This window comes from Peribacillus sp. NPDC056705 (genome assembly GCF_043656335.1).
Genome location: NZ_JBHTYI010000008.1, coordinates 107,747 through 133,097 on the forward strand (window position 1 = coordinate 107,747; position 25,351 = coordinate 133,097).

A 25,351-nucleotide genomic window follows, 5' to 3' on the forward strand; every position below is an offset into this window, starting at 1 on the left:
TCTAAATGCTCCTTTTAATCATATTGTTTAACAATCATTAGCTGTTTCGTTTTCTTTACTGTATCGAGGCATGATATCCTGCCGCTAAATTTGAATTATCATAACACGTACATAAAAAACCATACAATATTATAATTGTATGGCAAACAATATTCCTTTCACGTTTCAATTATTTTTTTAAGTATAATAAGCGCTTTTTCAAGTTCCTCTTTCGTTTCTGGCGCACAAATCCCCAAACGCACGGCATTTGCCGGTGCGACATTACCTACCGCAAATCGCCCTCCACTATAAACTTGTACACCTTGTGCTGCAGCTATTTGTTCAAATTGGTCCCCTGTATAATGGTTCGGCAGATGTAACCAGCGAAAAATCCCTGTTTCTCCGCCTAAACAATCTTCCTTATCTAAATAATGATTGACCAATTGATTGCGAGCTTTAGTTTCCTCTTTATGAAGTGCAACAATGTTTTCAAGCTGACTCGATACAATTGCTCGTGCTGTTAACTCCGCAAGTAGTGGCGATACGGAAATATTTAAGTTATAAAGAGCTTTTCGAGTAGAATCCAGGAATTTGAAAGGAACTGCCACATAAGCAAGGCGGAGTCCAGGTGCCATCGATTTCGATAAACTCGCTATATAAATCGAATGCTCAGGTGCATATGTCGCTACGGCCGGCAATACTTTGTCTTGGGTTAAATGATACATTCCATCTTCAATGATAAATAAATTATACTTTATGGCAATCTCCGCAATCGCCTTTCGAGTACCGATGCTCATTGTATACGTCATCGGATTCTGGTAATCCGGAATAATATATAAGCCTTTAATGTTTTCGTTTTTGCATGCATACAGAAGTGCTTCCGGACTCATTTCATCAGTTTCTGACCGAATCGGGACAAGCTGGATGCCCAGCATCGCGGCAGTTGTCTTTAACCCTGGATATGTATGGTGATCGACACCTATCCGGTCTCCATGCTGACAAAGACCTGCAAGTGTTGCGGTGATGGCATTTTGTCCGCCATTAGCCAGTAAGACATGCTCTCTAGTCGTTTCAACACCGGCATGTTTTAATAATTTGACGCCTGCATCTTTTTGCCAAATCGAATCACCTGGCCGACTGTACCCAAACCATCTCGCACAATCGGATTCTTGTAACATGGATTGCAGTAGGTTATGTAAAGGTCCGTATGATACACGATCTGGTAGCATTGCGCCCATTTCAATTAAATGTTTTGGCTTTTCTTCTGAAAGCAAGTATGCGTTCGAAATCGCATCATATGAAACATAAGTTCCACTGCCAATGGTTGCACTAATCAGTCCTTTTAACTCAGCTAATTTAAATGATTTTGAGATTGTACTTAGATTCACATCCAAATAGTCTGCTAACTCTCTTTGCGGTGGAAGTTTTGTGCCTGGAACTAAGCGTCCCTCTTTAATGTCAGATTCTAATAGCTTACCTAATGCCTGATAAATCGGTCTATCTTCTCGATTTAATGTCGGCTTCCATGTCATTGGATATTCTTCAAACGAATTAATAGGCACAATCCTCATCCCTTTTTTCATACAATTATAAAATTGTATGGCAACAAATTCAAATTCATAAATTACTTTAGACATTCTTCACAATCGAGCGCGATTTTTAAAGAATAAAGGACATAACCTATTTGATATAACAAATAGGTTATGTCCTTTAATTTATCTATATTTTTTTAATGTAGGTCTTGATAAACAATGATATGCGGCAAATAGACATTTTTTATCAAATATTGCCCAGTAACGTATGATATGGATAATAGATCAATAATGGACAAGGCACGACGATATAGTATTCCCTATTGCAAAAGGAGTGGAGAAAAATCAAATAAATAACTGACCGCTTAAAAAAAACGTATTTCGGTCCATTAACAGACATTTACTTTTATTATTTAGATAGTTAAAGTTATAAACAATAATAAAAACTTACTATTCAGTATTATTTGAAAAATAAAAGTGGAGGATCAAATGAATACAAAAGTATTAGTAATAGGTCCTATAGATTTAGTAGAACTAGTGTTTACCATCGGCCAATCGTACTCTGACATTACCATGTTACCTGCACCTTATACACATGAACAGGAAACAATAGATGTGATTAGAAGAAGAGTCGACGAGGCGGATGTTTTATTCTTTTTAGGCACCATTCCTTATCAAATGGTAAAGAATCAAAATATTACAAAGCCAATGGTTTTTATCCCCTCAACAGGAACATCTTTGTATCGAACACTTTTTAAGATCATTACTGAAACTTCTTTTAATCCAATCAAGGAACCGTTAAGGATTAGTATAGACACATTGCCAAATAGAGAAGTAAAAGAGTGTTTTGAGGATTTAGAAATATATCCAGAAAAGATGTTTCTGAAAGCTGATCACAAAGCGGATGAATTGGTTCATTTTCATTATGAATTATGGAAAAATAATCAAACTCAGGTGGCCGTTACATGTGTTAAATCTGTATACGAATCGTTAAAAGGGCTAGGGGTGCTAGTATTCAGGGTCATCCCTACAATGTCCGCCATTCGATCTAGTTTGAATAATGTTCTCTTGGAGGGGAAGGCCTTACTTCAAAGCGATACACAAATTGCCATTGGAATCCTGCATTTTAATAACTTGCTTTCTTCTTTAAAAAAGCCCATATCAGAATATGGAGAACAGCGAAAAAAAGCAGCACTTCAAAATCTTCTTATCGATTTTTGTGAAGAGGCCCAGGCTATTTTTGACTGGTCAGAACGAGATGAAGTCCGATTTATAACTACTCGGGGAGCCATTGAAAGGACTACCCACAAATACAAAAAAGCTCCGCTATTAGATGAGATAGCCATGAAAATCGATGTAGAGACCACCATCGGAATAGGATTTGGATATACAGCAAACGAAGCGGAAGTGAGTGCCCGTAAAGCACTTATGAAAGCCAGGCTTAATAAACCGAGTTGCTTTGTGGTCGACATGGATGGAACGGTTTTTGGGCCTGTCGGAAAAGATGGGAGATTGAAATATTCCTTGCGGAGTGATGACCCACATCTAATGAATTTAGCAAAAACAGCTGGGCTCAGTATTGCAACCATAAACAAATTACTTTCCTTTTGTGAGTGCTTTGGCAATAGATGCATCACAGCAAATGATCTTGCTAACGGACTGGGTTTGACGATAAGGAGCGCAAGGAGAATCCTGAATACCCTTGAAAATACGAATCTAGCTGTCATCGTGGGTGAGGAACAGCCCATAAACCGAGGGAGACCCCGGCAGCTATATGAATTCCAATTTTCCAGGGAGTCAGTCAGATAAGGTTTTATTTATTAATAGTGAAGAAAGGAGAACTTTTATGAGAATAGCAATCGGTCAGTTGGCACATGAAACAAATACGTTTTCTCGAGTAAGAACGACAGTCGACTTATTTAAAGTATGGGAATGGACCCAGGGAGAGGAACTTCTCGATAGGCATACTGGTGTATTGGATTATTTGGGTGGGATGATCGATCGGGGAGAAGAGCTGGGGATTGAAATTGTGCCAACCTTTGCAGCCATGGCCAATCCTTCAGGAACGATAACACAGGAAACGTTTCAAAAAGCAAAAAATCTACTAATATCAAGTATCATGAATTCTGGAAAATTGGATGGGATTTGTCTATTTCTTCATGGAGCAGGAGTAGCAGAAGGAGTTGACGATATTGAAGGAGAGATCCTATCGGAATTAAGAAGCGTTTTGGGTTCAAAAATACCAATAGTAGCTGCTTTGGACCTCCATGGTAATATTACGGAAACCATGGTTGAAAAAGCAGATGTACTGCTCGGCAATATAGATTACCCTCATACGGATTCCTATGAAAGGGGGATAGAAGCGATTGATATAACCGCTCGCATGATTCAAGGGAAAGTTAACCCGGAAATGGCTCTATCTAAATTACCATTACTAATTCCTACTACAACCTCCTACTTTTCTCCAATTAAAGAAATCAATGAATGGTGCGAGGAATGGGAAAAGCATCCCGAGGTCCTTGATTGTACCTTATTCCATGGCTTTCCATATTCAGATATCCCTCACGCAGGAGTTTCGGTAATTACCATTACGAATAATGAACCCTCTTTAGCACAAAAAATATCAAATGATATAGCTGCTAGAATTTTTGAAAAGAAAGATGAATTTTATCCAATATTGCCGTCACCAAAGAAAGCCATTTCATATGCATTCTCCCGAAATGAAATGCCCATCATCATTAATGAAGCTTCTGATAACCCTGGTGCTGGTACACCAGGTGATGGCACCTTTTTATTGAAGGAAATGATAGAAGCAAACATTCCAAATAGCTGCTTTGGGTTTATTTTTGATCCAGAAGTAGCAAAAGTGGCCCATAAAGAAGGTGTGGGGTCCCTAATTCATGTCGAATTAGGCGGTAAAACAGATCGTTTACATGGTGACCCTCTAAAAATATCAGCTTATGTAAAAAGCCTATCTGATGGCAAGTTTATTCAGTCCTCACCGATGTGGAATGGAAGCAAGGTGAACCTGGGGAGAAGCGCAAGATTATTGGTTGGTAATGTGGATATCATTGTATGCTCTGTTAATTCCCAGACCTTTGATGAACAAATTTTCCTTCTTCATGGAATAGATGTTGAGAAATCAAGTATTGTTGGTTTGAAATCATCTCACCATTTTCGCGCAGCCTTCATGCCTATTGCTAAAGAAATCATAACGGTCGACTCGCCTGGGTTAAGCAGTGCGAAGTTATCAACCTTTGATTACAAGAATATAAGCAGACCGATTTACCCATTTGATTCTATTTTAAATCATCAATTAGTCTAACTAATATATAGAGGATGTGGTCAAATGCTAGACGTGATTATAAAAAATGGAAGGGTTTATGATGGAACAGGGAACCCTTGGACGAAAACGGACATTGGAATCGAGGATGGAAGAATTACTTTAATGGGGAATTTAAGCAGCGAACAGGCTGGGCAAACTATAGATGCTAATGGGTTGGCAGTTTCACCAGGATTTATTGACCCTCATGTTCATTCCGATTTACTTTGCACTGTTCCAGAAGTTCATAAAATAAAGGCACTTCAGGGTGTGACTACAGAATTATTTGGCCAGGATGGTATTTCTGTTGCTCCTGTATCAGAAAAAACAAAGCCGTTATGGAAAAAACAATTAAGTGGACTGAATGGCGATATTGGGGAGTGGCCATGGAATAGCATTGATGAATATTTTTCATTTCTAGAAAAGTCAAAAATGATGGGCAACGCAGCTTACCTGGTACCTCATGGCGCGGTTCGTTCCTTGGTCATGGGGTTTGAAGATAGGGTGGCCACTAAACAAGAATTGGAAAAAATGCGTTTGCTGGTCGAGGAAGGAATGCGTATGGGAGCAGTAGGCTTGTCCTCAGGATTGGTATATCCCCCAAATGTTTTCTCCAATAAGGAAGAATTGATTGAAATATGCAAGGGTACCGCGAAATATGATGGCTGTTTCGTTGTCCATATCCGGAATGAAAGCAATCACTCTTTATCAGCTTTAGATGAAGTCATAGATGTTTCCAGACAATCCGGTGTAAGATTACATATTTCTCATTTTAAGATAATTGGCCAAGGAAACAGGGATAAATTTAAGAAAGCACTGGACAAGATGAATGCCGCTAGACAGGAAGGTATTGAAATTACCTTTGATCAATATCCATATTCAGCAGCTTCAACCGTTTTTCATGCCATACTTCCACCTTGGATGCATGCAGGCGGAACGGAAGAAACGCTGAAACGATTGAGTATTCCAGAAATCAGAAAAAGAATCTCTGATGAATTTAAAACAAACACAGATTATGAAAATTGGGTTTTGAATTGTGGCTGGAAAAATATCATGATTACCTCCGTTCAAACGGGTTCTAATAAATGCTTAGAAGGTAAGGATATGATTGAAATTTCAGAAATCAGGCAGCAATCCCCTGAAAATGCCGCATTTGATATTCTTATTGAGGAAAAAGGGAATGTAGCAATGGTCATTCATTGGGGCTTTGAGGAAGATGTTTTGCAGAGTATGTGTCATCCGCTGCAAATGGTGGGATCTGATGGGATTTTTGGTGGTAAGCCGCATCCACGATTACACGGGACATTTCCGAGAGTATTAGGCAAATATGTTAGGGAAGAAGGAGCTTTGACGCTTGAACAAGCGATTCGTCGAATGACAGGTGCTCCTGCGCAGCTAATGAGATTAAAGGATAGGGGGTTAATTAAAGAGGGATATCAGGCAGATATTGTTATATTTGATCCCGAAAAAATTAAAGATCGAGCTACATTTGAAGAGCCGCTATTAGAGCCTGAAGGCATACATGTGGTTTATATAAATGGAAAATTAACCGTTTATCATGGGGAATACACAGGAGCACGATATGGGAAGGTGATTAGAAGGTTCCAAAGTTCAAAAATAAATAAAGTGGCAACATTTCAGGATCGATAGATAATACGGATTAATTTGCATATGGAAAGAAAAAAGAAGGATTAGTAGAAAAAGGGAGGAATAAGATGAAGCGTTACATTGGAGGGTCCCAAAATAAGCACTTTATATTATTTTTGCTGTTTGTTGGCTATCTGGTTGATTACTTGGATCGGATGGTCATGAGTGTGGCTGTTGTATCTATTAAGGAAGAATTTAATTTGGATGCTGCTGCTGTCGGGGCAATCTTGAGTAGCTTCTTCTTATCCTATGCCATCATGCAAATACCAGGAGGATGGCTAACAGATAAACTGGGTTCGAGAAAAGTCTTAATATGGTCAATCATTGTATGGTCTGTTTTTACCGTATTTACCGGTTTTGCCTGGTCTCTTATTTCGTTACTCGTCATACGTTTTCTTTTCGGCCTCGGTCAAGGAGGATATCCTTCCGCTTCCCAAAAAGGGCTAGCGGATTATTTTCCCCGGGATGAAAGGCCAAAGGCTTCTGCTTACTTGATGTCATCCAATTACTTTGGGATGGCACTTGCCCCGCTGGTGGCTGCGCCGATGATTTTATTTATGGGCTGGAGAAACATGTTTTATGTAATCGGATTGCTAGGAATATTGTTAACGATAGCTTTCTGGGTATATTTTAAACCAAAAGAAAGCACTGCTCCATTAAAAGACACTAGTGTTCCAATGAAGGAATTGCTTATGAATTCCGGATTGTGGAAAATAACTGTCATGTGGTTTGCTGCCGGAATAGTAAATTGGGGACTTTCCTCCTGGATTCCATCTTATTTGATGGAAGCTAGAGGAATGGATCTGTTGTCCATGGGTTTTTATGCAGCATTACCGGGTATCTCAACGGGAGTTGCCATGTTGTTCAGTGGATGGCTTCTTGACAGGTTTTTTAATAATTTGGAAAAATATTATGCGGCATTTGGCATGCTTATGTCTGGGATATTCCTATATTTGATGTTTACATCGACCTCCTTAGTAGCTGCAATGGTTTATTTGAATCTTTGTATGGTCTTTAAAAGCTTTGCCTTTACAGTTGCTTTTGCTTTGCCGCATAAAATCATGTCTAAAAAGGTTATCGGTTCCGCAATGGGTGTAATTAATATGGGGGCACAGGCCGCAGGTTTCATATCACCTCTTGTCATGGGCTTTATCATCACCCTTACAGGATCCTATAATGGGGCATTTTGGTTCTTGATCGCTTGTTCCGCCATTTCAATAATTGCTGCGCTGTCCATTAAAAAGAATCATCATATGGAGCAACCAAAAGATGTTGACTTATTAGCATAGTAGATGAAAAGGTGACGTATACCTGTCAAAAACGAAAACAATATGGAAAGAAAAAACCCTGGGATTTGGCCTTGAAAACCAATCCCGGGGTTTTTGGCCTTATTTAAGAAGACTCAAAAATAAGCAGGTTTATCTCTTTCCGCCCATTCATTGAAATATTTGTAGTTTTTTTTTATATCCTCAGCTACAGTACAAGCCGTTTTATAGTAAAGGCATATCGTATAACGAGGGGGAAATCTTGAAAAACTTAGAACAAGCATTTATTCTTCTATTGTTTTTTCATCCAAGTAAACCCATCTCCCTAGTAACAAATTTTTAAAAAAGGAGACGTTTAGGGAATGTGGCCAATTAAAAATGGTAAGGAAAGGATACATCAGCCGAATAAAAGTACAATACTGTCCAAGCAAGAGATGAAAGCCATTGAGTCCTGGATATCTCAAATAGGGATATTCCAAATTTATAAAACCGCTGGCCAAAAAGTATCTACCGCCAGAAAAACGCTAAAGTTCAAGTATAAAATGATTGGGCATGGTTTAAACCGGGTCGTCTATGATTTAAATAATGGCTATATTTTAAAAATTGCATTGTCAGAAGTAGGATTAATAAGCAATGCAAATGAAGCTTATATATATAATAACTGTAATGAGGAAGTCAAAAAGTATTTATGTCCGGTTAAGGAGCATGGGACGGGCTGGATTATCATGAAAAAGGTGGACACGAAAGTGCCGTTTGTAATCAAGGAATATACGAAACTGATCAAGGTGGAATTAAAATTACTGAGGCACGGTATTATACCAATAGATTTGCGTTTAGAGAATGTCGGATATAACGAGAATGATGAAATGGTCGTCATTGATTACGGTCTATTCACCATGGATCTCAAAAGCCCTGTGCTGCGATGGTTTGTTTGATGATGGGGCTATCCTAATAAAATTCAAAATGGTAATTTACAATGAGGTGATTTGGCGAAGCGGTGAATCTTGTGGACGTTCTTGATTTTATCGAATTGTCTAAATGAAAAAAGCATGTTACGAAGGACTTTTTGTGCAACATGCTTTTTTATCTAGTTTAAAGGATCATAACTGATGACACAACGCTTGCCACTTTTTTATCATTTTGAAATAAATCTGCGAGTACATAAGCCGTTTTTTTGCCGATTCGGTCTACTTTTGCTTCAACCTGTACGTCTCCTAATCTCACTGGTCGATGAAAGGTAGTATGTAAATCAATGGATGCGAAGGATTGTCCGATATTTAATTTAGAGGATATCGCATAAGCCATCATGATATCTGCTGCAGAAGTGACAAATCCACCCATTGCTACGCCAATTCCGTTAATAAACTTTTCATCTACTTTCCATACACCTCTCGCAATTCCATCCTGGGCATAATTTGCTTCAATCTGTAATGTTAGATCACAATTCGGAGGTTGTTTCCCCTCTGTTAAAACTTGTAAAAGTTCATGCCCTTTAAGTGATTTCCCCATTAAATTACCCCCCCTTGAATAAGTTGAAACTACAGAATATTCTAACATACATCTTGATGTTAAATGTCAATGAAGTTGTTGAGTTTACAAATAAAGTAAAAAAATACGAAGAAGAGAGCGGATATCTGAAATTAACTGGAATGTTTTTTAGAAAAACTTTAGGCAAAATGGCTTTTCATCGAATTTGCCTACCTACTAATAGTTTTTTTGCTTAAGCTCTTTTCGTAAAGATTGTTGTTTTTAAAAACTAAACGATTTAAGGTTGATTGGAGCGCAAGTGCGAGACTCCTGCGAGAGCAGCGGGACAGGTGAGACCCCACAGGCGTTTACGCCGAGGCGGCTCACCGCCCGCCCCGCGGAAAGCGAGCATCTGGAGGGAAATCAACCACGCCGCTTTACTTGGTAAATAGTAACAAAGTATGAGAAAACAGCCTTTGCTTATTATCTCAATGGCCTATTATCTGATTGAAATTAATTATCGGAAAAATCAAAAATATTATTCTTTTTCTGATTAAATTGTGATAGTGTATAAATAAAAGAAGGATTTCCTTCATTATTTTAATAATAAGAAGTATTTAATTCGTCGGAAAGGGGTAATATTTTGGAACATCTTCCTTTTAAATTATTAGTAAAGGAAAAATTTGACCAATTATCGGCAGGTCAAAAAAAAGTTGCCGCTTACCTGATTGAAAATTTGGATGAAGCCGCCTTTAAAACGGCATTTCAAATTGGTCGGGAAGCGGAAGTTAGTGAAACGACGGTCATCCGGTTTTCCTATTCATTAGGATTTGAAGGGTTTAGTAAAATGCAGGCAAGAATTCAAAAACAGCTGCTGCACCAAAATCATATAGACATTTCCAACAAGGATTCCATTCTCCGCTTTGATGACAAGCAAGATCCATTTACCAAAGTGATAGAAAACGAAGTTCATATTTTAAGACATCTATTAGATCATACGAACGTTCAGGATATATGGAAAGCAGTCAATGTCTTGATCCAGGCTGACCAAATATTAATTGCAGGGCATCGCATTTCCCATGCCGCCGCCTATTGGTTCTCCTATACGCTAAGTTCATTAAGGGAAAATGTAAGTTTATGTTCACCAACAGGTGACTTCTATGAAAAGTTTTGTAACCTCACTGACAAGTCTGTGATAGTCGTTTTTTCCTTTCCGAGGTATGCGAATGAAACATTAAAAGTTGCTGAGTGTGCCAAAGAACAAGGAGTTTGTTTAATTTCAGTTACAGACCGCCTTCTGTCACCCGTTGGCCGCATCGCTGATATTGCATTGACTACTGAAGAAAACGCAGAAACCGGAACCAATTCAATCGCTTCCGTCATTAGCTTATTGGACTTGGTTATTGCAGGCATACATCAAAAAGACGAAAAACGGATCCATACCCATCAGCAAAAATTAGAAAGGTTATATTCAAGTTATGAAGTGTTTAATGAATGAGTCTTTAATAAAGTTAAAATTCATGTAAAGGAGGGGGGGCATCATTATGAACCCGATTCAATATATTGATCAGCATCAAGAATCATTGATAAAGTCCTACCATGACCTGCATTCTTTGGCTGAGCCAAGCTGGCAGGAGGAGAAAACGTCTTGCTATATATTAAAATCTCTTAGGAAAGCGGGAATGACCACAAAAACATTTCAGAGCCATCATGGAATCATTGCCGAGATTCCAGGCATCTCAAAAAAAGTTGTGGCATTAAGGGCTGATATGGATGCGCTTGTTCAGGAAGTAGATGGAGTTGTGAAGGCCAATCATTCATGTGGACATGACGCACATAGCACAATGGTTTTATATACAGCATTGGCCATTGCCTCCAGTGGAAGCCGGCCTAAACACACTCTCCGATTCATATTTCAACCTGCGGAAGAAAAAGGAGAAGGCGCTCTTCAAATGATCAATGATGGAGCATTGGAGGATGTTACATATTTATTCGGGGTACATGTAAGACCCAGTACGGAGGTTCCTTATATGAAAGCTTCCCCCGTCATTGTCCATGGCTCTGCCGAAACGATAAGGGGAACAATCAAAGGTTTACAAGCCCATGCATCCCGACCGCAAGATGGAATAAATGTCATCGAGGCAGCAGCTTTGCTTATCCAAAAATTACAGCAGATTAATCTAGTTACCGAAACTCCTTATTCCATCAAAATGACTCAATTTCAAACAAACAACAATGCATCAAACGTTATCCCGGAAACAGCTGTCTTTGCAATTGATGCCAGAGCTCAATCAAATGATGTAATGAATGAACTAAACCGCTTATCAGAGAAAGCTTTTGACCAGACAATGCAACAAACTGAAACATCCATCTCCTGGTCTGCGGAAGAATTCGTCCCAGCTGCGAGTTTGCATGAAAAAGCCATCAAGCTGGCTGAGGCCGCCATTGGAGATATCCTTGGGAGGGAAAATGTCGCTCCAGTCTGCATTTCTCAAGGAGGAGAAGATTTTCATTTTTATACAGTCGAAAATCCTGATATAACAGCAACCATGATAGGGTTAGGCTGCGATTTAACGCCTGGTCTGCATCATCCGGATATGAAGTTTAATTTGCAAGCACTAATTTATGGAACGAAAATTTTAATTAACACAGTAATGTTGGCGGCAGGAGAATAAAATTTTTTACTAAAAAAATTAATGAAGGGGTGTTTTATGGAAAATACCGCACAAACATCACAAAACGAGGACCAAACAGCTACTGATGGAAAACAACTGGAGCGCAAACTCAAACCAAGGCATCTTTCCATGATTGCAATTGGCGGAACCATTGGAACGGGGCTATTTTTAGCAAGCGGTTCCATTATACATACTGCGGGTCCCGGAGGAGCTGTAGCTGCCTATATAATTGCCGGAATCATGGTTTACTTCCTGATGACAAGCTTAGCCGAAATGGCCGCCCTGATTCCAATTACAGGCTCTTTTAGTACCTATACATCAAGGTTTGTCGATCCAGCTTTAGGATTTGCGATCGGATGGAACTATTGGTATAACAACGCAATCGTAGTCGCGTTGGAATTGGCAGCTTCCTCCCTGATCATGAAATATTGGCTGCCTTCTGTTCCAGGCATCATTTGGAGCGCATTATTTCTTGCCCTCATATTTGGCCTGAATATTTTATCGGTAAAAGGATATGGAGAATCCGAATTCTGGTTTGCCATTATAAAGGTTTTGACGATTATCATTTTTATAGTAGTGGGGTTATTAATGATTGTAGGAATCATGGGAGGGGATGCCGTAGGTTTTGAAAATATCACCAAAGGAGAGGCACCGTTTAAAGGAGGCTTTTTATCCGTTATAAGTGTCTTTATGGTGGTTGGATTTGCCTTCCAAGGCACCGAGTTAGTAGGAATTGCGGCCGGCGAGAGTGAAAATCCGAGAAAAAATATACCCAAGGCCATTAAGCAAATCTTCTGGAGACTGCTCTTGTTCTATGTATTGGCGATCATCGTGATTGGATTTTTAATCAGCTATAATGATCCGCGTTTGTTAAGCTCGGATATAGAAGATATTGCGGTAAGTCCCTTCACTTTAGTTTTTCAAAACGCAGGACTTGCGATCGCTGCATCGGTTATGAATGTGGTCATTCTTACTTCTGTTCTTTCTGCAGGCAATTCCGCCATGTATGGGGCTTCTCGCGTCCTTTGGGTGCTGGCGAAAGAAGGCAAAGCCCCTTCGTTTCTAAAAAAAGTGAATTCAGGCGGCATTCCAGTTAACGCTGTGTACTTTTCTACCATCGTTGGGATGGCAGCTTTCCTGACCTCTTTTTTCGGAGAAGGCTCGATTTATACTTGGTTATTGAATGCTGCAGGATTATCCGGCTTTTTATCCTGGTTAGGAATTTCGATTACACATTATCGATTCCGGAAGGCATACATTGCACAAGGAAGAGATTTGAAAGATTTGCCTTATGTATCAAAATGGTACCCATTCGGTCCAATATTAGCGACATTTTTATGTGTTACAGCTATCCTGGGACAAAATTACTCTGCTTTTTTCGGCCCTGAGATCGACTGGTATGGAATTTTAATTTCTTATATCGGGCTTCCTTTATTTTTCCTGGCTTTTCTAGGTTATAAAATCGTAAAGCGTACAAAAATGATTTCAATGCAAGAGGCTGATTTCAGCAAAGTGGAATAATTTCTTTTGTCAAAAAAGTAGAAATATATTGTTAAAACATAAATGATAGCTCCAGTGCCTAGTAACGACAAGCCGTCGGCAGTGGAAATTATTTGTTCATCTTATGTTGCGGTGATCAAGGCACTTGAGCTTTTCCTAGGAGGCTGGACATGACGAAAACACAGGAAATTGCAATTCGCTCTCTTCATCGAATTGAAGAGCTAGAGGACGTAAGAAAGCTAGAATCCGACATTTGGGGAGAAAACGACTCAATCCCCACACACCAAACCATCACAGCTGTAAAAAACGGTGGCTTGGTTCTAGGAGCATATTGCGAGGAGAAGCTTATTGGATTTCAGTATAGCTTTCCGGGATTCAATGGGCAAACAGCCTATCTTTGTTCACATATTCTAGGAATAGATGAGCAATTTCGCAACAAAGGAATAGGGGAAAAGTTAAAGTTAGCCCAACGTGAGGAAGCGTTAAAGCTCGGCTTTTCCCTTATTACCTGGACTTACGATCCTTTGGAAAGTATTAATGGGTATTTGAATATAGCCAAGCTTGGTGGGGCCTGTTCCACATATATCGCAAACTGCTATGGTGAAATGGAAGATCTTTTAAACAGTGGAATTCCATCTGACCGCTTTCTTGTCGAATGGCATATTGGTAAAAAGGAGACAACGGATTCTAGTGGACGGGGAATTCCGCTGGACTTTGCGATAGAAAACTCGCTTATTCAATGGGAGACCAATGAAAAGGGATTGCCTGATCCATCCTTCACTCTTCCGCTGCCTGAACAAAATGGGGATACTGCTTTTGTGGCCATTCCAAAGGACTTCAGAACAATAAGGGTCACAAATAGTCAAGCAGCCACTGAATGGCGGATGAAAACCAGGGACACATTTACCGATTTATTTCAGCAAGGATGGGAGGTAACAGATTTTATAAAGAATTCCATGACGGAAATTCCCGTTCAGTTTTATGTGCTGACAAGGAAATAAGCAGGAGGATTTTAATAACGTAGTTTCAGGCTGCTGTCAGCCTATTTAATAAAAAATTGGTAAGACTGTGTCTTTTAACAGTTTTATCACAAAAGGAGAATTTCCAAGTGAAAATTAAACAAGTTATTCTAAGGCATCTGAAACTAGACTTGCTTGAACCTTTTACAACTAGCTTTGGGACGGAATACAATAGGGATTTCATCCTTGTAGAAGCAAAAAGCGATGATGGAATTTCTGGTTGGGCAGAATCGGTTGCGATGCTCGACCCTCTGTATAATGAAGAGACCCTAAAAACAAACTGGCATATACTCGAGGATTATCTAATTCCAATTATCCTTAAAAATGAAATCAAGCATCCGGATGAACTCTCTGAAAAATATTTCTCCCATATACGCGGTAATTATATGGCAAAAGCAGCTATAGAGGGTGCTGTTTGGGATCTGTATGCGAAAAAACAAGGTGCTTCCCTCTCACGTGTGTTAGGTGGAACAAAAAAGAAAATTGAAGTGGGGGTAAGCATCGGAATAAAGGACTCGATCGATTCGACCCTGGATATGATTGAAGCACGTCTCGGTGAAGGCTATAAACGCTTTAAACTAAAAATCAAACCGGGCTGGGATGTTGAATTAATAGACAAGGTCCGAAAGGTATATCCGGAAATCCCGCTCATGGCAGATGCAAATTCAGCTTATACCTTACAAGATATAGACCGGCTATCCGCCTTGGATGACTATAAATTAATGATGATTGAACAGCCGCTTGCCTATAACGATATCATTGACCATGCAGATTTACAGTCAAGGTTAAAAACACCTATTTGCCTGGACGAAAGCATTCACTCCTTAGAGGATGCAAGGAAAGCTATTAAATTGGGCAGCTGTAAAATCATTAATATTAAGATTGGCCGTGTCGGAGGTTTGACTGAATCCAAGAAAATCCATGATTTATGTCTTGAACATGAAATTCCGCTATGGTGTGGGGGTATGCTGGAATCAGGCATTGGAAGAGCGCATAATATTGCCATCACTTCACTGCCAAACTTTACTCTTCCGGGAGATACCGCAGCTTCCTCCCTTTACTGGGCAGAAGATATCATTGATCCAGAAGTTACAGTGGAAAAAGGAATAATCAATGTTCCGGAATTGCCAGGAATCGGCTATGAACCAAGCAGTGAAAAAATCAATAAGTATACTATACACAGTCAAACATATCATTTAAGTTAGAAAAATGTGCTGACATGCAAGAATCCAGCACATGCAGAATGGGTGATGCCCCCGCAACTTCAGCAACAAATCATCAAGGTCAAATACATGGTGTTCAAGTTTTGTATGCAGCGGATAATATCTCACACTGCTTTGGCCATTAGACTGGTAGATCATATTGTCTGTCAGTTTAATTGAAGTATTGAACGAATAAATGTTGACGTATTCATAAAAATCGTCGCACCAAACTCTCTTATAAATAAAGAAAAAGGAAGGATTTTCACCTTCCTTTTTTTCCTTTGGGAAAAAATCGTCCAATGGGACCATTGGAGTTGGCCGATATGGTTGGGTGTGGGATAGTCGACGCTTTTAAACAGTTTTCTGAATGAATTACCTGACCGGAACCAGGAAGTTTAGTTCAATAAAGTAAAAAGGTTATTGACAAAAAAAAATATAAGCATTATTATTATCTCATATTCAAGATAATTTAATTCGAGATTTTATGGGGGTGAAGTAAATGGAGAGGAAATGCAACAATTTGTACTTTCTGATATTAATGCAAACATCCAAAGCAATTCATGATCGAATAAAGGAAGAAATGGCAAAAAACAAGCTTGGTATTACGGAATTTTCTGTTTTAGAGGTACTTTATCAAAAAGGGAAACAAACAATTCAACAAATTGGAAATTGCATACTGATTTCAAGTGGTTCGATGACCTATGTTATAGATAAGCTAGAACAAAGAGGTGTATTAAGCAGAAATGCCTGTCCAGATGACCGCCGTATGATACATGTAAGATTAACTGATGATGGAAATGAACTGATGAATGAGATCATGCCGAAATATCGTGAGTTAGTTGATGATATGTTTGATTCATTAAATTCTGATGAGGCAGAGACATTTGTGAACCTTTTGAAAAAAGTAAGGAATAAAGTTTAAAGTGTTTTTCTTGAAATGATATCTCGAATTCGAGATAAAAATAATAGGGGGATTTTACTATGATAAATATAGGTTTATTAATAATTCGTTTGGTAATTGGTTTATTGTTCATTGGGCATGGTGCTCAAAAGTTGTTTGGTTGGTTCGGTGGCTATGGATTGAAAGGAACAGGTGGATGGTTTGAATCCATTGGCATGAAACCAGGAGTAACCATGGCTCTTTTCGCAGGGTTAGCAGAACTTATTGGGGGACTTTTGTTTGCTTTAGGTCTATTAACGCCACTTGCAGGAATTATGATTGCGGGAACTATGATAATGGCTATCGTAAAAGTGCATGCTCCAAATGGATTATGGACAACAGCTAATGGATATGAATACAACTTAACGTTGCTTGCAGTTGCTATAGGTATAGCCTTGATTGGCCCGGGTCAATATGCTTTGGATTCATTTTTATTCTAAAATACCTCAAAGTAAAGATTATTTAAATTTAAAATAAAATATTCGACATGTGTTAGCCATTTTAAATGGGCAAAATAAGGTAGCTAGGTTAACTGGAACAAACGATCCATTAATATCACCATTGAAATCAGTTGAAATGCAATCTTTATTAGGTTCCTTGGGAAAATAGGGAACATCAATTGACCATTGAAGAGGTTGAAACCGCAGCTGAGTGGTATACAAATATTGTGAAAGGAGTGAAATGAGATGGAACTCTTAGGACTACATCATGTATCGATATTAACAGGAAAAGCGGAAAAAAATTATGAATTTTATACAAAAATTTTAGGAATGAGATTGGTAAAGAAAACGGTTAACCAAGATAATACAGAATCCTATCACCTATTCTATGCTGACGCGGAAGGAACCCCAGGAACTGAAGTTACGTTCTTTGACATTCCTCATCTTGGGCAAACATACAGGGGAACTTCAGATATTTCTACTGTATCACTAAGGGTTAGAAGGTCAGAATCATTGTTATTTTGGAAAGAACGTTTTAAACAATTTGGGGTTGAACATGATGATATTCAAAAAAGAGCAAATCGTGAAACATTGGCTTTCAGAGATTTCGAGGGGACTCGCTTAATATTGGTAGCCGATAACGATGAAAAAGGTGTGAGAGCGGGTATTCCTTGGAAAAAGGATGACGTTCCAATGGAACACGCCATTATTGGTTTAGGACCTGTTACCCTTACAGTCGCAATTGCAGAACCAACGATTGGTGTTTTAACAGAAGTTATGGGTTTTCGATTTATCGGTTCTTATCCTTCACTTGAAGGGGATTATCCAGATATATTGATTTATGCAACGGGTGAAGGCGGCAGCGGAACGGAGGTTCATATTGAAACAAGACCAGATTTGCCAAGAGTCCGCTTAGGTCGTGGAGGTGTTCACCATGTTGCCTTCCGTGTTCCGAATGAGGAAGAATATGATCAATGGGCAGAGCGTTTGAAAGAATACAGCTTATCGAATTCAGGGAAAGTGGAACGGTATTACTTCAAGGCATTATATTTCAGGGAACCCAATGGTATATTATTTGAATTGTCAACGGATACACCAGGATTTGCGACAGATGAACCAATGGAAACAATGGGGGAAAAACTATCACTTCCACCATTTTTGGAGCCAAATCGCAAAGAGATCGAAGAAAAATTGCGACCTTTAATCTTAAATTAAATCTTGGAGGAATATATAATGAACGGTCTAAAAGGAATCCACCATGTAACAGCTATTACAAGTAGTGCAGAAAAGAACTATGAATTTTTCACTTTTGTTTTAGGTATGCGTTTAGTTAAAAAAACGGTAAATCAAGATGATATTCAAACCTATCATTTATTCTTCGCAGATGATAAAGGCAGCGCAGGCACAGACATGACTTTCTTTGATTTCCCCGGCATTCCTAAAGGCGTACATGGTACAAATGAGATTTCAAAAACATCTTTCCGTGTACCGAGTGATGAATCATTAAACTATTGGGTAAAACGTTTTGATCGTTTAGAAGTCAAACATACTGGCATCAAAGAGCAATTTGGCAAGAAAACCCTCTCTTTCATTGATTTTGATGATCAGCAATATCAATTGATTTCAGATGAATTCAACAAAGGGGTGGAATCTGGAACACCATGGCAAAAAGGTCCAATTCCACTGGAATATGCAATTACTGGTTTAGGACCCATTTTTGTCCGTATTGCGGACTTTGATTACTTTAAAGAAATGATGGAAAAAGTCCTATTATTTAAAGAGACAGATAAAGAAGGGCCATTTCATTTATTTGAAGTAGGGGAAGGCGGGAATGGTGCCTCGGTCATTGTAGAATATAATGTCATTCTTCCTGAAGCCCGGCAAGGTTTTGGTACGGTTCACCATGCGGCATTACGTGTAGAGGATCGCTCTGTATTAGAAGAGTGGATTGAACGGATGAATAGTTTTGGGTTCCATACATCCGGTTATGTAAACCGTCACTTTTTTGAGTCATTATACGCAAGAGTTGCACCGCAAATTTTATTTGAGTTTGCTACAGATGGTCCTGGTTTCATGGGAGATGAACCTTATGAAACCCTTGGTGAAAAATTATCTTTACCTCCATTTTTAGAGCCTAAACGTACAGAAATTGAAAAATTAGTTCGTCCAATTGAAACAGTGAGAAGTACAAAGGAATTCATCAAAGAATAAAAGGAAAATATTAAACGAAACAGATATTTACGAAGAAAAGTGGAAAACTATTTAAGGTAAGAATCCATTTTGAAAATCTAGCAAATAATATTTATGCCTATGCTGAGGAATACTATCAGATAAAAAGAAGATATCTGCATTAAAAAAGAAGGTGTAATTTATGGGGTTTTTAAACAAATTATTTGGTAAATCAAAGGAGATGGAAAATATGTCAAACGTTAAATTAGCAGTGGTATTTTACAGTATGGGTGGAACGAATTATCAATTAGCAAAATGGGCTGAAGAAGGAGCAAAAGAAGCAGGTGCTGAAGTGAAAGTATTAAAAGTACAAGAATTAGCTCCTGAATCTGTTATACAAGGAAATGAAGTATGGAAAGCAACTGTCGAAGCAACAAAAGACGTTCCAGTCGCAACATCAGCTGACCTTGAATGGGCAGATGCTATTATCTTCAGTGTCCCAACACGTTTTGGGAATATGCCATCACAAATGAAACAATTCCTCGATATCCAAGGTGGGCTTTGGGCAAGCGGTAAGACAGTGAATAAAGTAGTAAGTGCGATGACTTCTGCACAAAACCCACATGGCGGTCAAGAAGCTACATTGTTATCCTTATACACTTCTATGATGCACTGGGGTGCTATCATTGCTACTCCTGGTTATTCGGATCCGGTACTATTTGGTGCAGGCGGAAATCCATATGGAACAAGTGTAACAGTCGGACAAGATGGTAAGATGATTGAGGATGTTAAAGATGCTGTAAAACATCAAGCTAAACGTACAGTTACAGTTGCGGAATGGGTCAAAAAAGGTAATCAATAAATATATTCCAAATATATAAAGAGTCAATCGGTTATCGATTGGCTCTTTAATTTGGATAAAAGATCATGTTAAATATAATAAAATTCAAAAAGTATCAAGGGTTACACTTTAAAAATATCCTTTTTTAGGGGCTCGTGTTTTTTTCCCGAAGCCATGTTTGCTAAAAGGGTGATCTTACTCGTCCCAGGAGAGCTTCAAAAAAGTAAGAATATTCATTGAAGTTTAAATGCCCTTACACCCCAATGGATATGGATTTCCCTTTAAATCGAAGGGCATAGGGAAAATACTCGCACCGTTCGTAAAAGTACGCTTAAACGAACGTTGCGATTTCTTTGTAAAAAAGTCAGTTTCAATGTTTGTTTCAGCGAGAAAACAGTTTGCGAACGGCGAAAACACAATTGCTTTTACGCAAGTTCTGACCGGAATAAAATTCTTGAAATCAAAAAGTTAATAGGATTCCCTTTATTCCTCGAATAAATGAACATTATCTACCATCCATTTGCTATTCAAAAAAATATATTGTAATTCGACTTTCTGCCATGTATGGTGTTATGAAATGCACTTTAGCTTTTCTTATATACTTTAAAAAGTTATCATAATAGAGTCTTTGTACATTGTAAATATACACATTAATGAAACAAAACTGTATATATGGAAAAAAGGGGTGAGGCGATGAGAAAGTTACATATTATCTGTGCCGTTATAACCGTCTTCCTTTTCTTCTTTGGCTGTTTCTTTCCTTTTGCGGTGCATTCGGAAGCCCAAAAAGTGATACGGGTTGCAGGGGATAATAACTTTCCACCTTTCGAATACTTGAGCGATTCGGGCGTTTATACCGGTTTTAATGTAGATATAATGAACGCCATTTCCATCGAGACTGGAATTAGGTTCGAATACTATCCAATGCCGTGGAACGAGGCAGTACAAGCTATGCGCTCTGGTAGAGTGGATGCAATTCAAGGCATGAAGTACAATCAGGAACGTGAAGAGATTTATGATTTTTCAGCTCCGTATTTCACAAGTTCACAAGGGATTTTTGTGTTGAAGGATAACATGTATATCCGAAAAATAGAAGATCTCAAAGGCCGGAAGGTAGCTGTACAAAAAGGTGATGTTGCAAGCGGTCTATTAAGTAAAGTAGATCGATTGCAATTGGTGGAAACTAATAATCAACAAGAAGCCGTTCAGTCGTTGATCGACGGAAAAGTGGATGCTTTCATTGGAAATCGGATTACGGGTCAATATTTTCTACAGAAAAATGAGCAGCAATCACTCATTAAGATTGTCGGTGAATCACTTGACACCACAAATTATGCTGTAGCTGTGATGCCAAAAAATAAAGAGTTGCTGACACTATTCAATCAGGCAATTTCCCAAATCAAGAAAGATGGGACGTATGAAAAGATAGAGAAAAAGTGGTTCGGGGAATATATCCTGCCGAATACTCAACGACTACGCAAAACGCTGTTGTATTTGGAAATTGGTCTTTTTATTACCTTCATTGTAATTTCTCTCATCTTATGGTGGAATCTCAGCCTTAAACGAGAAGTAGCTAAGCGAACCGAGCAAATTGAGCATGTGAATAAAGACTTGGAAGAGAAGATGCTGCTACTTGAGGAAAACATTCATTTTCAGCAGCAAGTATTAAACAGTGCCTACAGTTCGCTTATTACACTGAATCAGCAAGGTCTTGTATCAATGATCAATGTCAGGGCTATGGATTATTTGGAGTTGGACGGTAATGTTGTTAGAAAACCTTTTCAGGATCTGCCCATTACCAGTTTCATCCCGGAAAAGGAGATTAAGGCTGCGTTAGAGAGAAAGAGAGTTTTCTTGCAAAAGGAAACGCTGTGGTCTCCGAATGCGGGCAAAAAAAGGTATATTACTTACAGCGTGTACCCAATTCAGACTATTGGGGGAGAAAATGTAGGTGCGGTGTTGAATTTTTTCGATATTACGGAACAAAAACAGCTGGAGAGAAAAGTGGCTCAGGATGATCGCTTGCGTTCATTGGGACAACTTGTGGCGGGTATCGCACATGAGATAAGAAACCCGTTAACATCAATCCTTACCTATACACAATTACTGCCGAAAAAATTTGCAAGCGCAGATTTCCGTACATTCTTTTCCGAACAGGTCACTAGTGAAATTACCAGACTTAATACATTAATTAACGATTTGCTCGATTATTCCCGCCCTAAAAAATCAGAACCTGTCACGTTTTCGCTGAATGAGACCATGGAAGGGATTGAGCTATTGCTAAAGCCGAAAATCAAAGAAAAAAACCTGCGTATTGTTCGTGAGTTCGCTAGGGACATTCAGGCAACTGCAGATACACAGCAGATCAAACAAGTACTGGTGAACGTCATTCTCAATGCCATTCAGGCGTCCAATATAGGGGGAACCCTTATTTTCCGGGCATATTATCGGGAAATGTTCACTGTCGTTGAAATCGAGGATGAAGGCATCGGCATTTCGGAAGAAGACATTGATAAGATCTTTGAACCGTTTTACACCAGGAAACCGAACGGAGTCGGGCTTGGTCTTTCTATTTCATATCAGCTTGTCAAAGAAAACGATGGTACTATTGAGACAAGAAGTGAAGCAGGAAAGGGTACAGTAGTGACCATTTGTTTACGGCATTAATACAGAAAGGGTGAAGACGATGTACGATATCATGATTATTGATGATGAACCAACCATTTGTCAGTCACTAACGTTTGCATTGGAAGACCAGTATCATGTTTATTCGTTTACAGACCCACGTGAAGCGCTTCCACTTCTCGAAAGAGCGGAAATCGCCATCATTTTGCTGGATTTGAAAATCGGGGAATACAATGGGATGGAAGTGTTAGAAGAAATCAAGCGCCTCTCCCCCTCGACAGTCGTCATCATGATGACGGCCTATGGTACCATTCCATCTTCCGTGGAAGCAATGCGTAAGGGGGCGTTTTCATATGCAACAAAGCCTCTTCATATTGATGAATTGGAAGTGCTGATGCAAAAAGCAGAAGAAGTGTATACGCTTCAGTCCAAAGTGAAATGGCTGAGTGAAGAATTGGATAAGGTGGCAGGAGTGAACGGCCTTATCGGTGAAAGTTTGTCAATGCGCAAAATATTCTCCCTAATCGAGAAAGTGAAGGATATCGATTCTAACATTCTCATAGAAGGGGAAAGTGGAACCGGCAAAGAAGTCGTCGCCAGAACGATCCATAATCAAAGCAAGCGCAGAAACAAAAAGTTTCAGGCTATTAATTGTGCCGCCATTCCGACTCATCTGTTGGAATCAGAATTATTTGGATACGAAAAGGGAGCATTTACAGGGGCGACACAGCGGAAATATGGACTTTTTGTGTTGGCGGAAGGAGGAACAATCTTTCTTGACGAAATCGGTGAGATGGATTTGGCGCTGCAAGGGAAAATTTTGCGCGTTCTACAAGAGAGAAAGGTAATGCCCGTTGGAGGGATGGAAGAAGTCAGCATCGATGTCCGTATCATTGCTGCAACAAACAGAGACTTGGTCAAAGAAGTAAAAGAAAATCGATTTCGTGAAGATTTATATTACAGATTAAATGTGATTCCGATTCACCTTCCTGCTTTACGTGAACGAAAAGAAGACATTCCATTGTTGTTGGAATTTTTCATTGCCAAAATCGGTGATAGAATGGGAAAGCCTGTAGAAGGAATTTCCCATGAAGCGCTGCAGCTTTTACAGCAATATGACTTCCCAGGAAATATTCGGGAACTCCAGAACGTGATTGAAAGGGCCATTGCGCTTACGAATGAATCTTATATACAGAAAGCTGATTTACCTTCCGATATCCAGAAAAGCTCGCGCGCATTTTTCGGCAACACTTTAATCCCTGTCTATGTCGGCGAACCGCTTGAAGAAATCGAAAAAAGAGTGATTCTTCATAACCTTGCCGCTTTTAACGGTCATCAAAGAAGGACGGCGCAAACAATTGGCATCGGGGAGAGGACATTGCGAGATAAGTTGAAGAAATATCGGGAAGAAAAGTAGGCGGAAATTGCCGAGCGGCAATTTTCGCCTACTTTTTATTTTGAATATATCTTTATTATCCACTGTTTTTAAGGCGATGAACCTGGCATGAAACTTGCTTAATTAATATTGCAGTACAACCATTAAGCAGAATGGAGGGAATGCAGATATTACACCATAATGGTTTACGGTGCTGGACTGGGAGTTACAGTGCAGTGGAAGCGGGATGTGCAAAATGCATCAAGTTGTATAAGTCAAAATCCTATCAACGTTTAACGAAAACTAAAAGGAAAAGCCATTGCACAAGATCTTTTATTATTGTACAACCCGAATGATTGGCGATTGCACATATGAAGTATTTTTATTAATGGGGAGGAAAAATAAATGTATGCATTACCGAATATGGATTTATGGAAAGGCAGAACAGATAGTCTAGTAGATAAAGATGAATATAGAATTCATCAAATAGTTAAAGATAATCAAATAACTTCAATAAATCATGCATGTGGAATAATAGGGTTCTCTTGTGATGAGGGCGTACGCAGGAATAAAGGAAGACTTGGAAGCAAAGAAGCTCCCGATGAAATACGTAAATCCTTATCTTCTTTATCTTGGCATGGTCAAGCAGAGGATAGTCTAGTTGATTTCGGAAATATCATTTGTGAAGGTCAACAGTTAGAAGCAGCACAAGCTGAATTAGGAAGTCACGTAGAGAAAATAGTAACTAAAAATATGTTTCCTGTTATATTGGGGGGCGGACATGAAACCTTTTATGGTCATTATCTAGGGATCAGGTCAAGTGTAGGACCCCAGGCTAAGATAGGCATCCTTAACATTGATGCTCATTTTGACTTACGCTCATATGAAGAAATAACTTCTTCTGGAACGATGTTTAAACAAATATTAGATCATGATCATCAAGTTAGTTATTTGCCAATTGGTATTCAACGTTATGGAAATACAAAAAAATTATTTGACACTGCAACTTCACTTGGTTGTTCCTGGATATTGGAAGAGGAATTGGCAGATGGAATTTCCGAGGAAAATGAAAATGAAATTCTGAATTTTATGAATCAACATGATCATATTATTTTAACGCTTTGTATGGATGTTATTAATGCTTCTGAAGCACCAGGTGTTAGTGCACCTTCCTCATTTGGTCTTTCTGGAAAAATGGTTAGGCAGTTAATTCGTAAAATTACTTCACATCCGAAAACCATTTCATTTGATATCTGTGAAGTAAATCCGTCATTGGATCATGATAATCGCACTGTAAAACTTGCTGCAAACCTAATAAATGAAGTATTTTTGTGTGTGGAGAGGAGATAGGCA

21 protein-coding genes are annotated in these 25,351 nt (G+C 38.9%); 19 read left to right on the forward strand and 2 right to left on the reverse strand.

Annotated features, from left to right (window positions below; translation table 11 throughout):
• Nucleotides 1-158: 158 nt before the first annotated feature.
• Nucleotides 159-1,541, reverse strand: coding sequence for an aminotransferase-like domain-containing protein (locus ACFRAK_RS13040; RefSeq protein WP_394571833.1), 1,383 nt, complete (start codon nt 1,539-1,541; stop codon nt 159-161).
• Between the two features lie 459 nt (nt 1,542-2,000).
• On the opposite strand from ACFRAK_RS13040, the gene ACFRAK_RS13045 reads away from it, so the two are divergent.
• The 5 genes from ACFRAK_RS13045 to ACFRAK_RS13065 all read left to right on the forward strand — a co-directional run bounded on the left by ACFRAK_RS13045 (nt 2,001) and on the right by ACFRAK_RS13065 (nt 8,680).
• A complete protein-coding gene (locus ACFRAK_RS13045; RefSeq protein WP_387595444.1) occupies nt 2,001-3,320 on the forward strand; it encodes a helix-turn-helix domain-containing protein in 1,320 nt (439 codons plus the stop codon).
• 37 nt (nt 3,321-3,357) lie between these two features.
• On the forward strand, nt 3,358-4,836 hold the full coding sequence (locus ACFRAK_RS13050) for a M81 family metallopeptidase (RefSeq protein WP_394571834.1): 1,479 nt from the start codon (nt 3,358-3,360) through the stop codon (nt 4,834-4,836).
• A gap of 24 nt (nt 4,837-4,860) precedes the next feature.
• Complete coding sequence (locus tag ACFRAK_RS13055) at nt 4,861-6,483, forward strand: N-acyl-D-amino-acid deacylase family protein (RefSeq protein WP_394571835.1); 1,623 nt, start codon at nt 4,861-4,863, stop codon at nt 6,481-6,483.
• A 65-nt stretch (nt 6,484-6,548) separates the two neighbouring features.
• On the forward strand, nt 6,549-7,769 hold the full coding sequence (locus ACFRAK_RS13060) for an MFS transporter (RefSeq protein ID WP_260287467.1): 1,221 nt from the start codon (nt 6,549-6,551) through the stop codon (nt 7,767-7,769).
• A 338-nt stretch (nt 7,770-8,107) separates the two neighbouring features.
• Nucleotides 8,108-8,680 carry a hypothetical protein gene (locus ACFRAK_RS13065; RefSeq protein WP_387707638.1) on the forward strand — a complete coding sequence of 191 codons (573 nt, stop codon included), beginning with the start codon at nt 8,108-8,110 and terminating at the stop codon, nt 8,678-8,680.
• Nucleotides 8,681-8,837: 157 nt separating this feature from the next.
• On the opposite strand, the gene ACFRAK_RS13070 is transcribed toward ACFRAK_RS13065, so the two are convergent.
• The gene (locus tag ACFRAK_RS13070; protein WP_394571836.1) at nt 8,838-9,254 is read right to left on the reverse strand and encodes a PaaI family thioesterase; all 417 of its coding nucleotides are present in this window, start codon (nt 9,252-9,254) and stop codon (nt 8,838-8,840) included.
• Nucleotides 9,255-9,855: 601 nt separating this feature from the next.
• Here ACFRAK_RS13070 and ACFRAK_RS13075 point away from each other — a divergent pair.
• The 14 genes from ACFRAK_RS13075 (at nt 9,856) to hutG (ending at nt 25,348) form a co-directional block, all read left to right on the forward strand.
• On the forward strand, nt 9,856-10,710 hold the full coding sequence (locus ACFRAK_RS13075) for a MurR/RpiR family transcriptional regulator (protein WP_387595459.1): 855 nt from the start codon (nt 9,856-9,858) through the stop codon (nt 10,708-10,710).
• A gap of 46 nt (nt 10,711-10,756) precedes the next feature.
• Nucleotides 10,757-11,887, forward strand: coding sequence for an amidohydrolase (locus tag ACFRAK_RS13080; RefSeq protein ID WP_394571837.1), 1,131 nt, complete (start codon nt 10,757-10,759; stop codon nt 11,885-11,887).
• Nucleotides 11,888-11,923: 36 nt separating this feature from the next.
• Complete coding sequence (locus ACFRAK_RS13085; protein ID WP_387595464.1) at nt 11,924-13,408, forward strand: amino acid permease; 1,485 nt, start codon at nt 11,924-11,926, stop codon at nt 13,406-13,408.
• A gap of 149 nt (nt 13,409-13,557) precedes the next feature.
• Nucleotides 13,558-14,388, forward strand: a complete 831-nt coding sequence (locus ACFRAK_RS13090) for a GNAT family N-acetyltransferase (RefSeq protein ID WP_387595467.1) — start codon at nt 13,558-13,560, stop codon at nt 14,386-14,388.
• 107 nt (nt 14,389-14,495) lie between these two features.
• Nucleotides 14,496-15,611: an o-succinylbenzoate synthase gene (gene menC, locus ACFRAK_RS13095; RefSeq protein ID WP_387595470.1), complete on the forward strand. Its 1,116-nt coding sequence runs from the start codon at nt 14,496-14,498 to the stop codon at nt 15,609-15,611.
• A 38-nt stretch (nt 15,612-15,649) separates the two neighbouring features.
• A complete protein-coding gene (locus ACFRAK_RS13100; protein WP_387596054.1) occupies nt 15,650-15,754 on the forward strand; it encodes a hypothetical protein in 105 nt (34 codons plus the stop codon).
• 353 nt (nt 15,755-16,107) lie between these two features.
• Nucleotides 16,108-16,530, forward strand: coding sequence for a MarR family winged helix-turn-helix transcriptional regulator (locus tag ACFRAK_RS13105; protein ID WP_394571838.1), 423 nt, complete (start codon nt 16,108-16,110; stop codon nt 16,528-16,530).
• Nucleotides 16,531-16,589: 59 nt separating this feature from the next.
• Nucleotides 16,590-16,988 (forward strand): DoxX family protein, encoded by a 399-nt coding sequence (locus tag ACFRAK_RS13110; protein WP_387595476.1) that lies wholly within the window; start codon nt 16,590-16,592, stop codon nt 16,986-16,988.
• 246 nt (nt 16,989-17,234) lie between these two features.
• A complete protein-coding gene (locus ACFRAK_RS13115) occupies nt 17,235-18,203 on the forward strand; it encodes a ring-cleaving dioxygenase (RefSeq protein ID WP_394571839.1) in 969 nt (322 codons plus the stop codon).
• A gap of 18 nt (nt 18,204-18,221) precedes the next feature.
• On the forward strand, nt 18,222-19,199 hold the full coding sequence (locus ACFRAK_RS13120) for a ring-cleaving dioxygenase (RefSeq protein WP_394571840.1): 978 nt from the start codon (nt 18,222-18,224) through the stop codon (nt 19,197-19,199).
• Nucleotides 19,200-19,407: 208 nt separating this feature from the next.
• Nucleotides 19,408-20,019, forward strand: coding sequence for an NAD(P)H:quinone oxidoreductase (gene wrbA, locus ACFRAK_RS13125; protein WP_387595483.1), 612 nt, complete (start codon nt 19,408-19,410; stop codon nt 20,017-20,019).
• Nucleotides 20,020-20,691: 672 nt separating this feature from the next.
• Nucleotides 20,692-22,665 (forward strand): transporter substrate-binding domain-containing protein, encoded by a 1,974-nt coding sequence (locus ACFRAK_RS13130; protein ID WP_394571841.1) that lies wholly within the window; start codon nt 20,692-20,694, stop codon nt 22,663-22,665.
• 19 nt (nt 22,666-22,684) lie between these two features.
• Complete coding sequence (locus tag ACFRAK_RS13135; protein WP_387595488.1) at nt 22,685-24,040, forward strand: sigma-54-dependent transcriptional regulator; 1,356 nt, start codon at nt 22,685-22,687, stop codon at nt 24,038-24,040.
• A 363-nt stretch (nt 24,041-24,403) separates the two neighbouring features.
• On the forward strand, nt 24,404-25,348 hold the full coding sequence (hutG, locus tag ACFRAK_RS13140) for a formimidoylglutamase (protein WP_394571842.1): 945 nt from the start codon (nt 24,404-24,406) through the stop codon (nt 25,346-25,348).
• The last annotated feature ends 3 nt before the right edge of the window (nt 25,349-25,351 follow it).

Coding starts and splice junctions, on each gene's coding strand:
- ACFRAK_RS13130 (WP_394571841.1), top strand. CDS start 20,692: ATGAGAAAGTTACATATTATCTGTGCCGTTATAACCGTCTTCCTTTTC.
- ACFRAK_RS13055 (WP_394571835.1), top strand. CDS start 4,861: ATGCTAGACGTGATTATAAAAAATGGAAGGGTTTATGATGGAACAGGG.
- ACFRAK_RS13085 (WP_387595464.1), top strand. CDS start 11,924: ATGGAAAATACCGCACAAACATCACAAAACGAGGACCAAACAGCTACT.
- ACFRAK_RS13050 (WP_394571834.1), top strand. CDS start 3,358: ATGAGAATAGCAATCGGTCAGTTGGCACATGAAACAAATACGTTTTCT.
- ACFRAK_RS13135 (WP_387595488.1), top strand. CDS start 22,685: ATGTACGATATCATGATTATTGATGATGAACCAACCATTTGTCAGTCA.
- wrbA (WP_387595483.1), top strand. CDS start 19,408: ATGTCAAACGTTAAATTAGCAGTGGTATTTTACAGTATGGGTGGAACG.
- ACFRAK_RS13110 (WP_387595476.1), top strand. CDS start 16,590: ATGATAAATATAGGTTTATTAATAATTCGTTTGGTAATTGGTTTATTG.
- ACFRAK_RS13065 (WP_387707638.1), top strand. CDS start 8,108: ATGTGGCCAATTAAAAATGGTAAGGAAAGGATACATCAGCCGAATAAA.
- ACFRAK_RS13090 (WP_387595467.1), top strand. CDS start 13,558: ATGACGAAAACACAGGAAATTGCAATTCGCTCTCTTCATCGAATTGAA.
- ACFRAK_RS13120 (WP_394571840.1), top strand. CDS start 18,222: ATGAACGGTCTAAAAGGAATCCACCATGTAACAGCTATTACAAGTAGT.
- ACFRAK_RS13115 (WP_394571839.1), top strand. CDS start 17,235: ATGGAACTCTTAGGACTACATCATGTATCGATATTAACAGGAAAAGCG.
- ACFRAK_RS13045 (WP_387595444.1), top strand. CDS start 2,001: ATGAATACAAAAGTATTAGTAATAGGTCCTATAGATTTAGTAGAACTA.
- hutG (WP_394571842.1), top strand. CDS start 24,404: ATGTATGCATTACCGAATATGGATTTATGGAAAGGCAGAACAGATAGT.
- ACFRAK_RS13100 (WP_387596054.1), top strand. CDS start 15,650: ATGGGTGATGCCCCCGCAACTTCAGCAACAAATCATCAAGGTCAAATA.
- ACFRAK_RS13070 (WP_394571836.1), bottom strand. CDS start 9,254: ATGGGGAAATCACTTAAAGGGCATGAACTTTTACAAGTTTTAACAGAG.
- ACFRAK_RS13080 (WP_394571837.1), top strand. CDS start 10,757: ATGAACCCGATTCAATATATTGATCAGCATCAAGAATCATTGATAAAG.
- ACFRAK_RS13060 (WP_260287467.1), top strand. CDS start 6,549: ATGAAGCGTTACATTGGAGGGTCCCAAAATAAGCACTTTATATTATTT.
- ACFRAK_RS13105 (WP_394571838.1), top strand. CDS start 16,108: ATGGAGAGGAAATGCAACAATTTGTACTTTCTGATATTAATGCAAACA.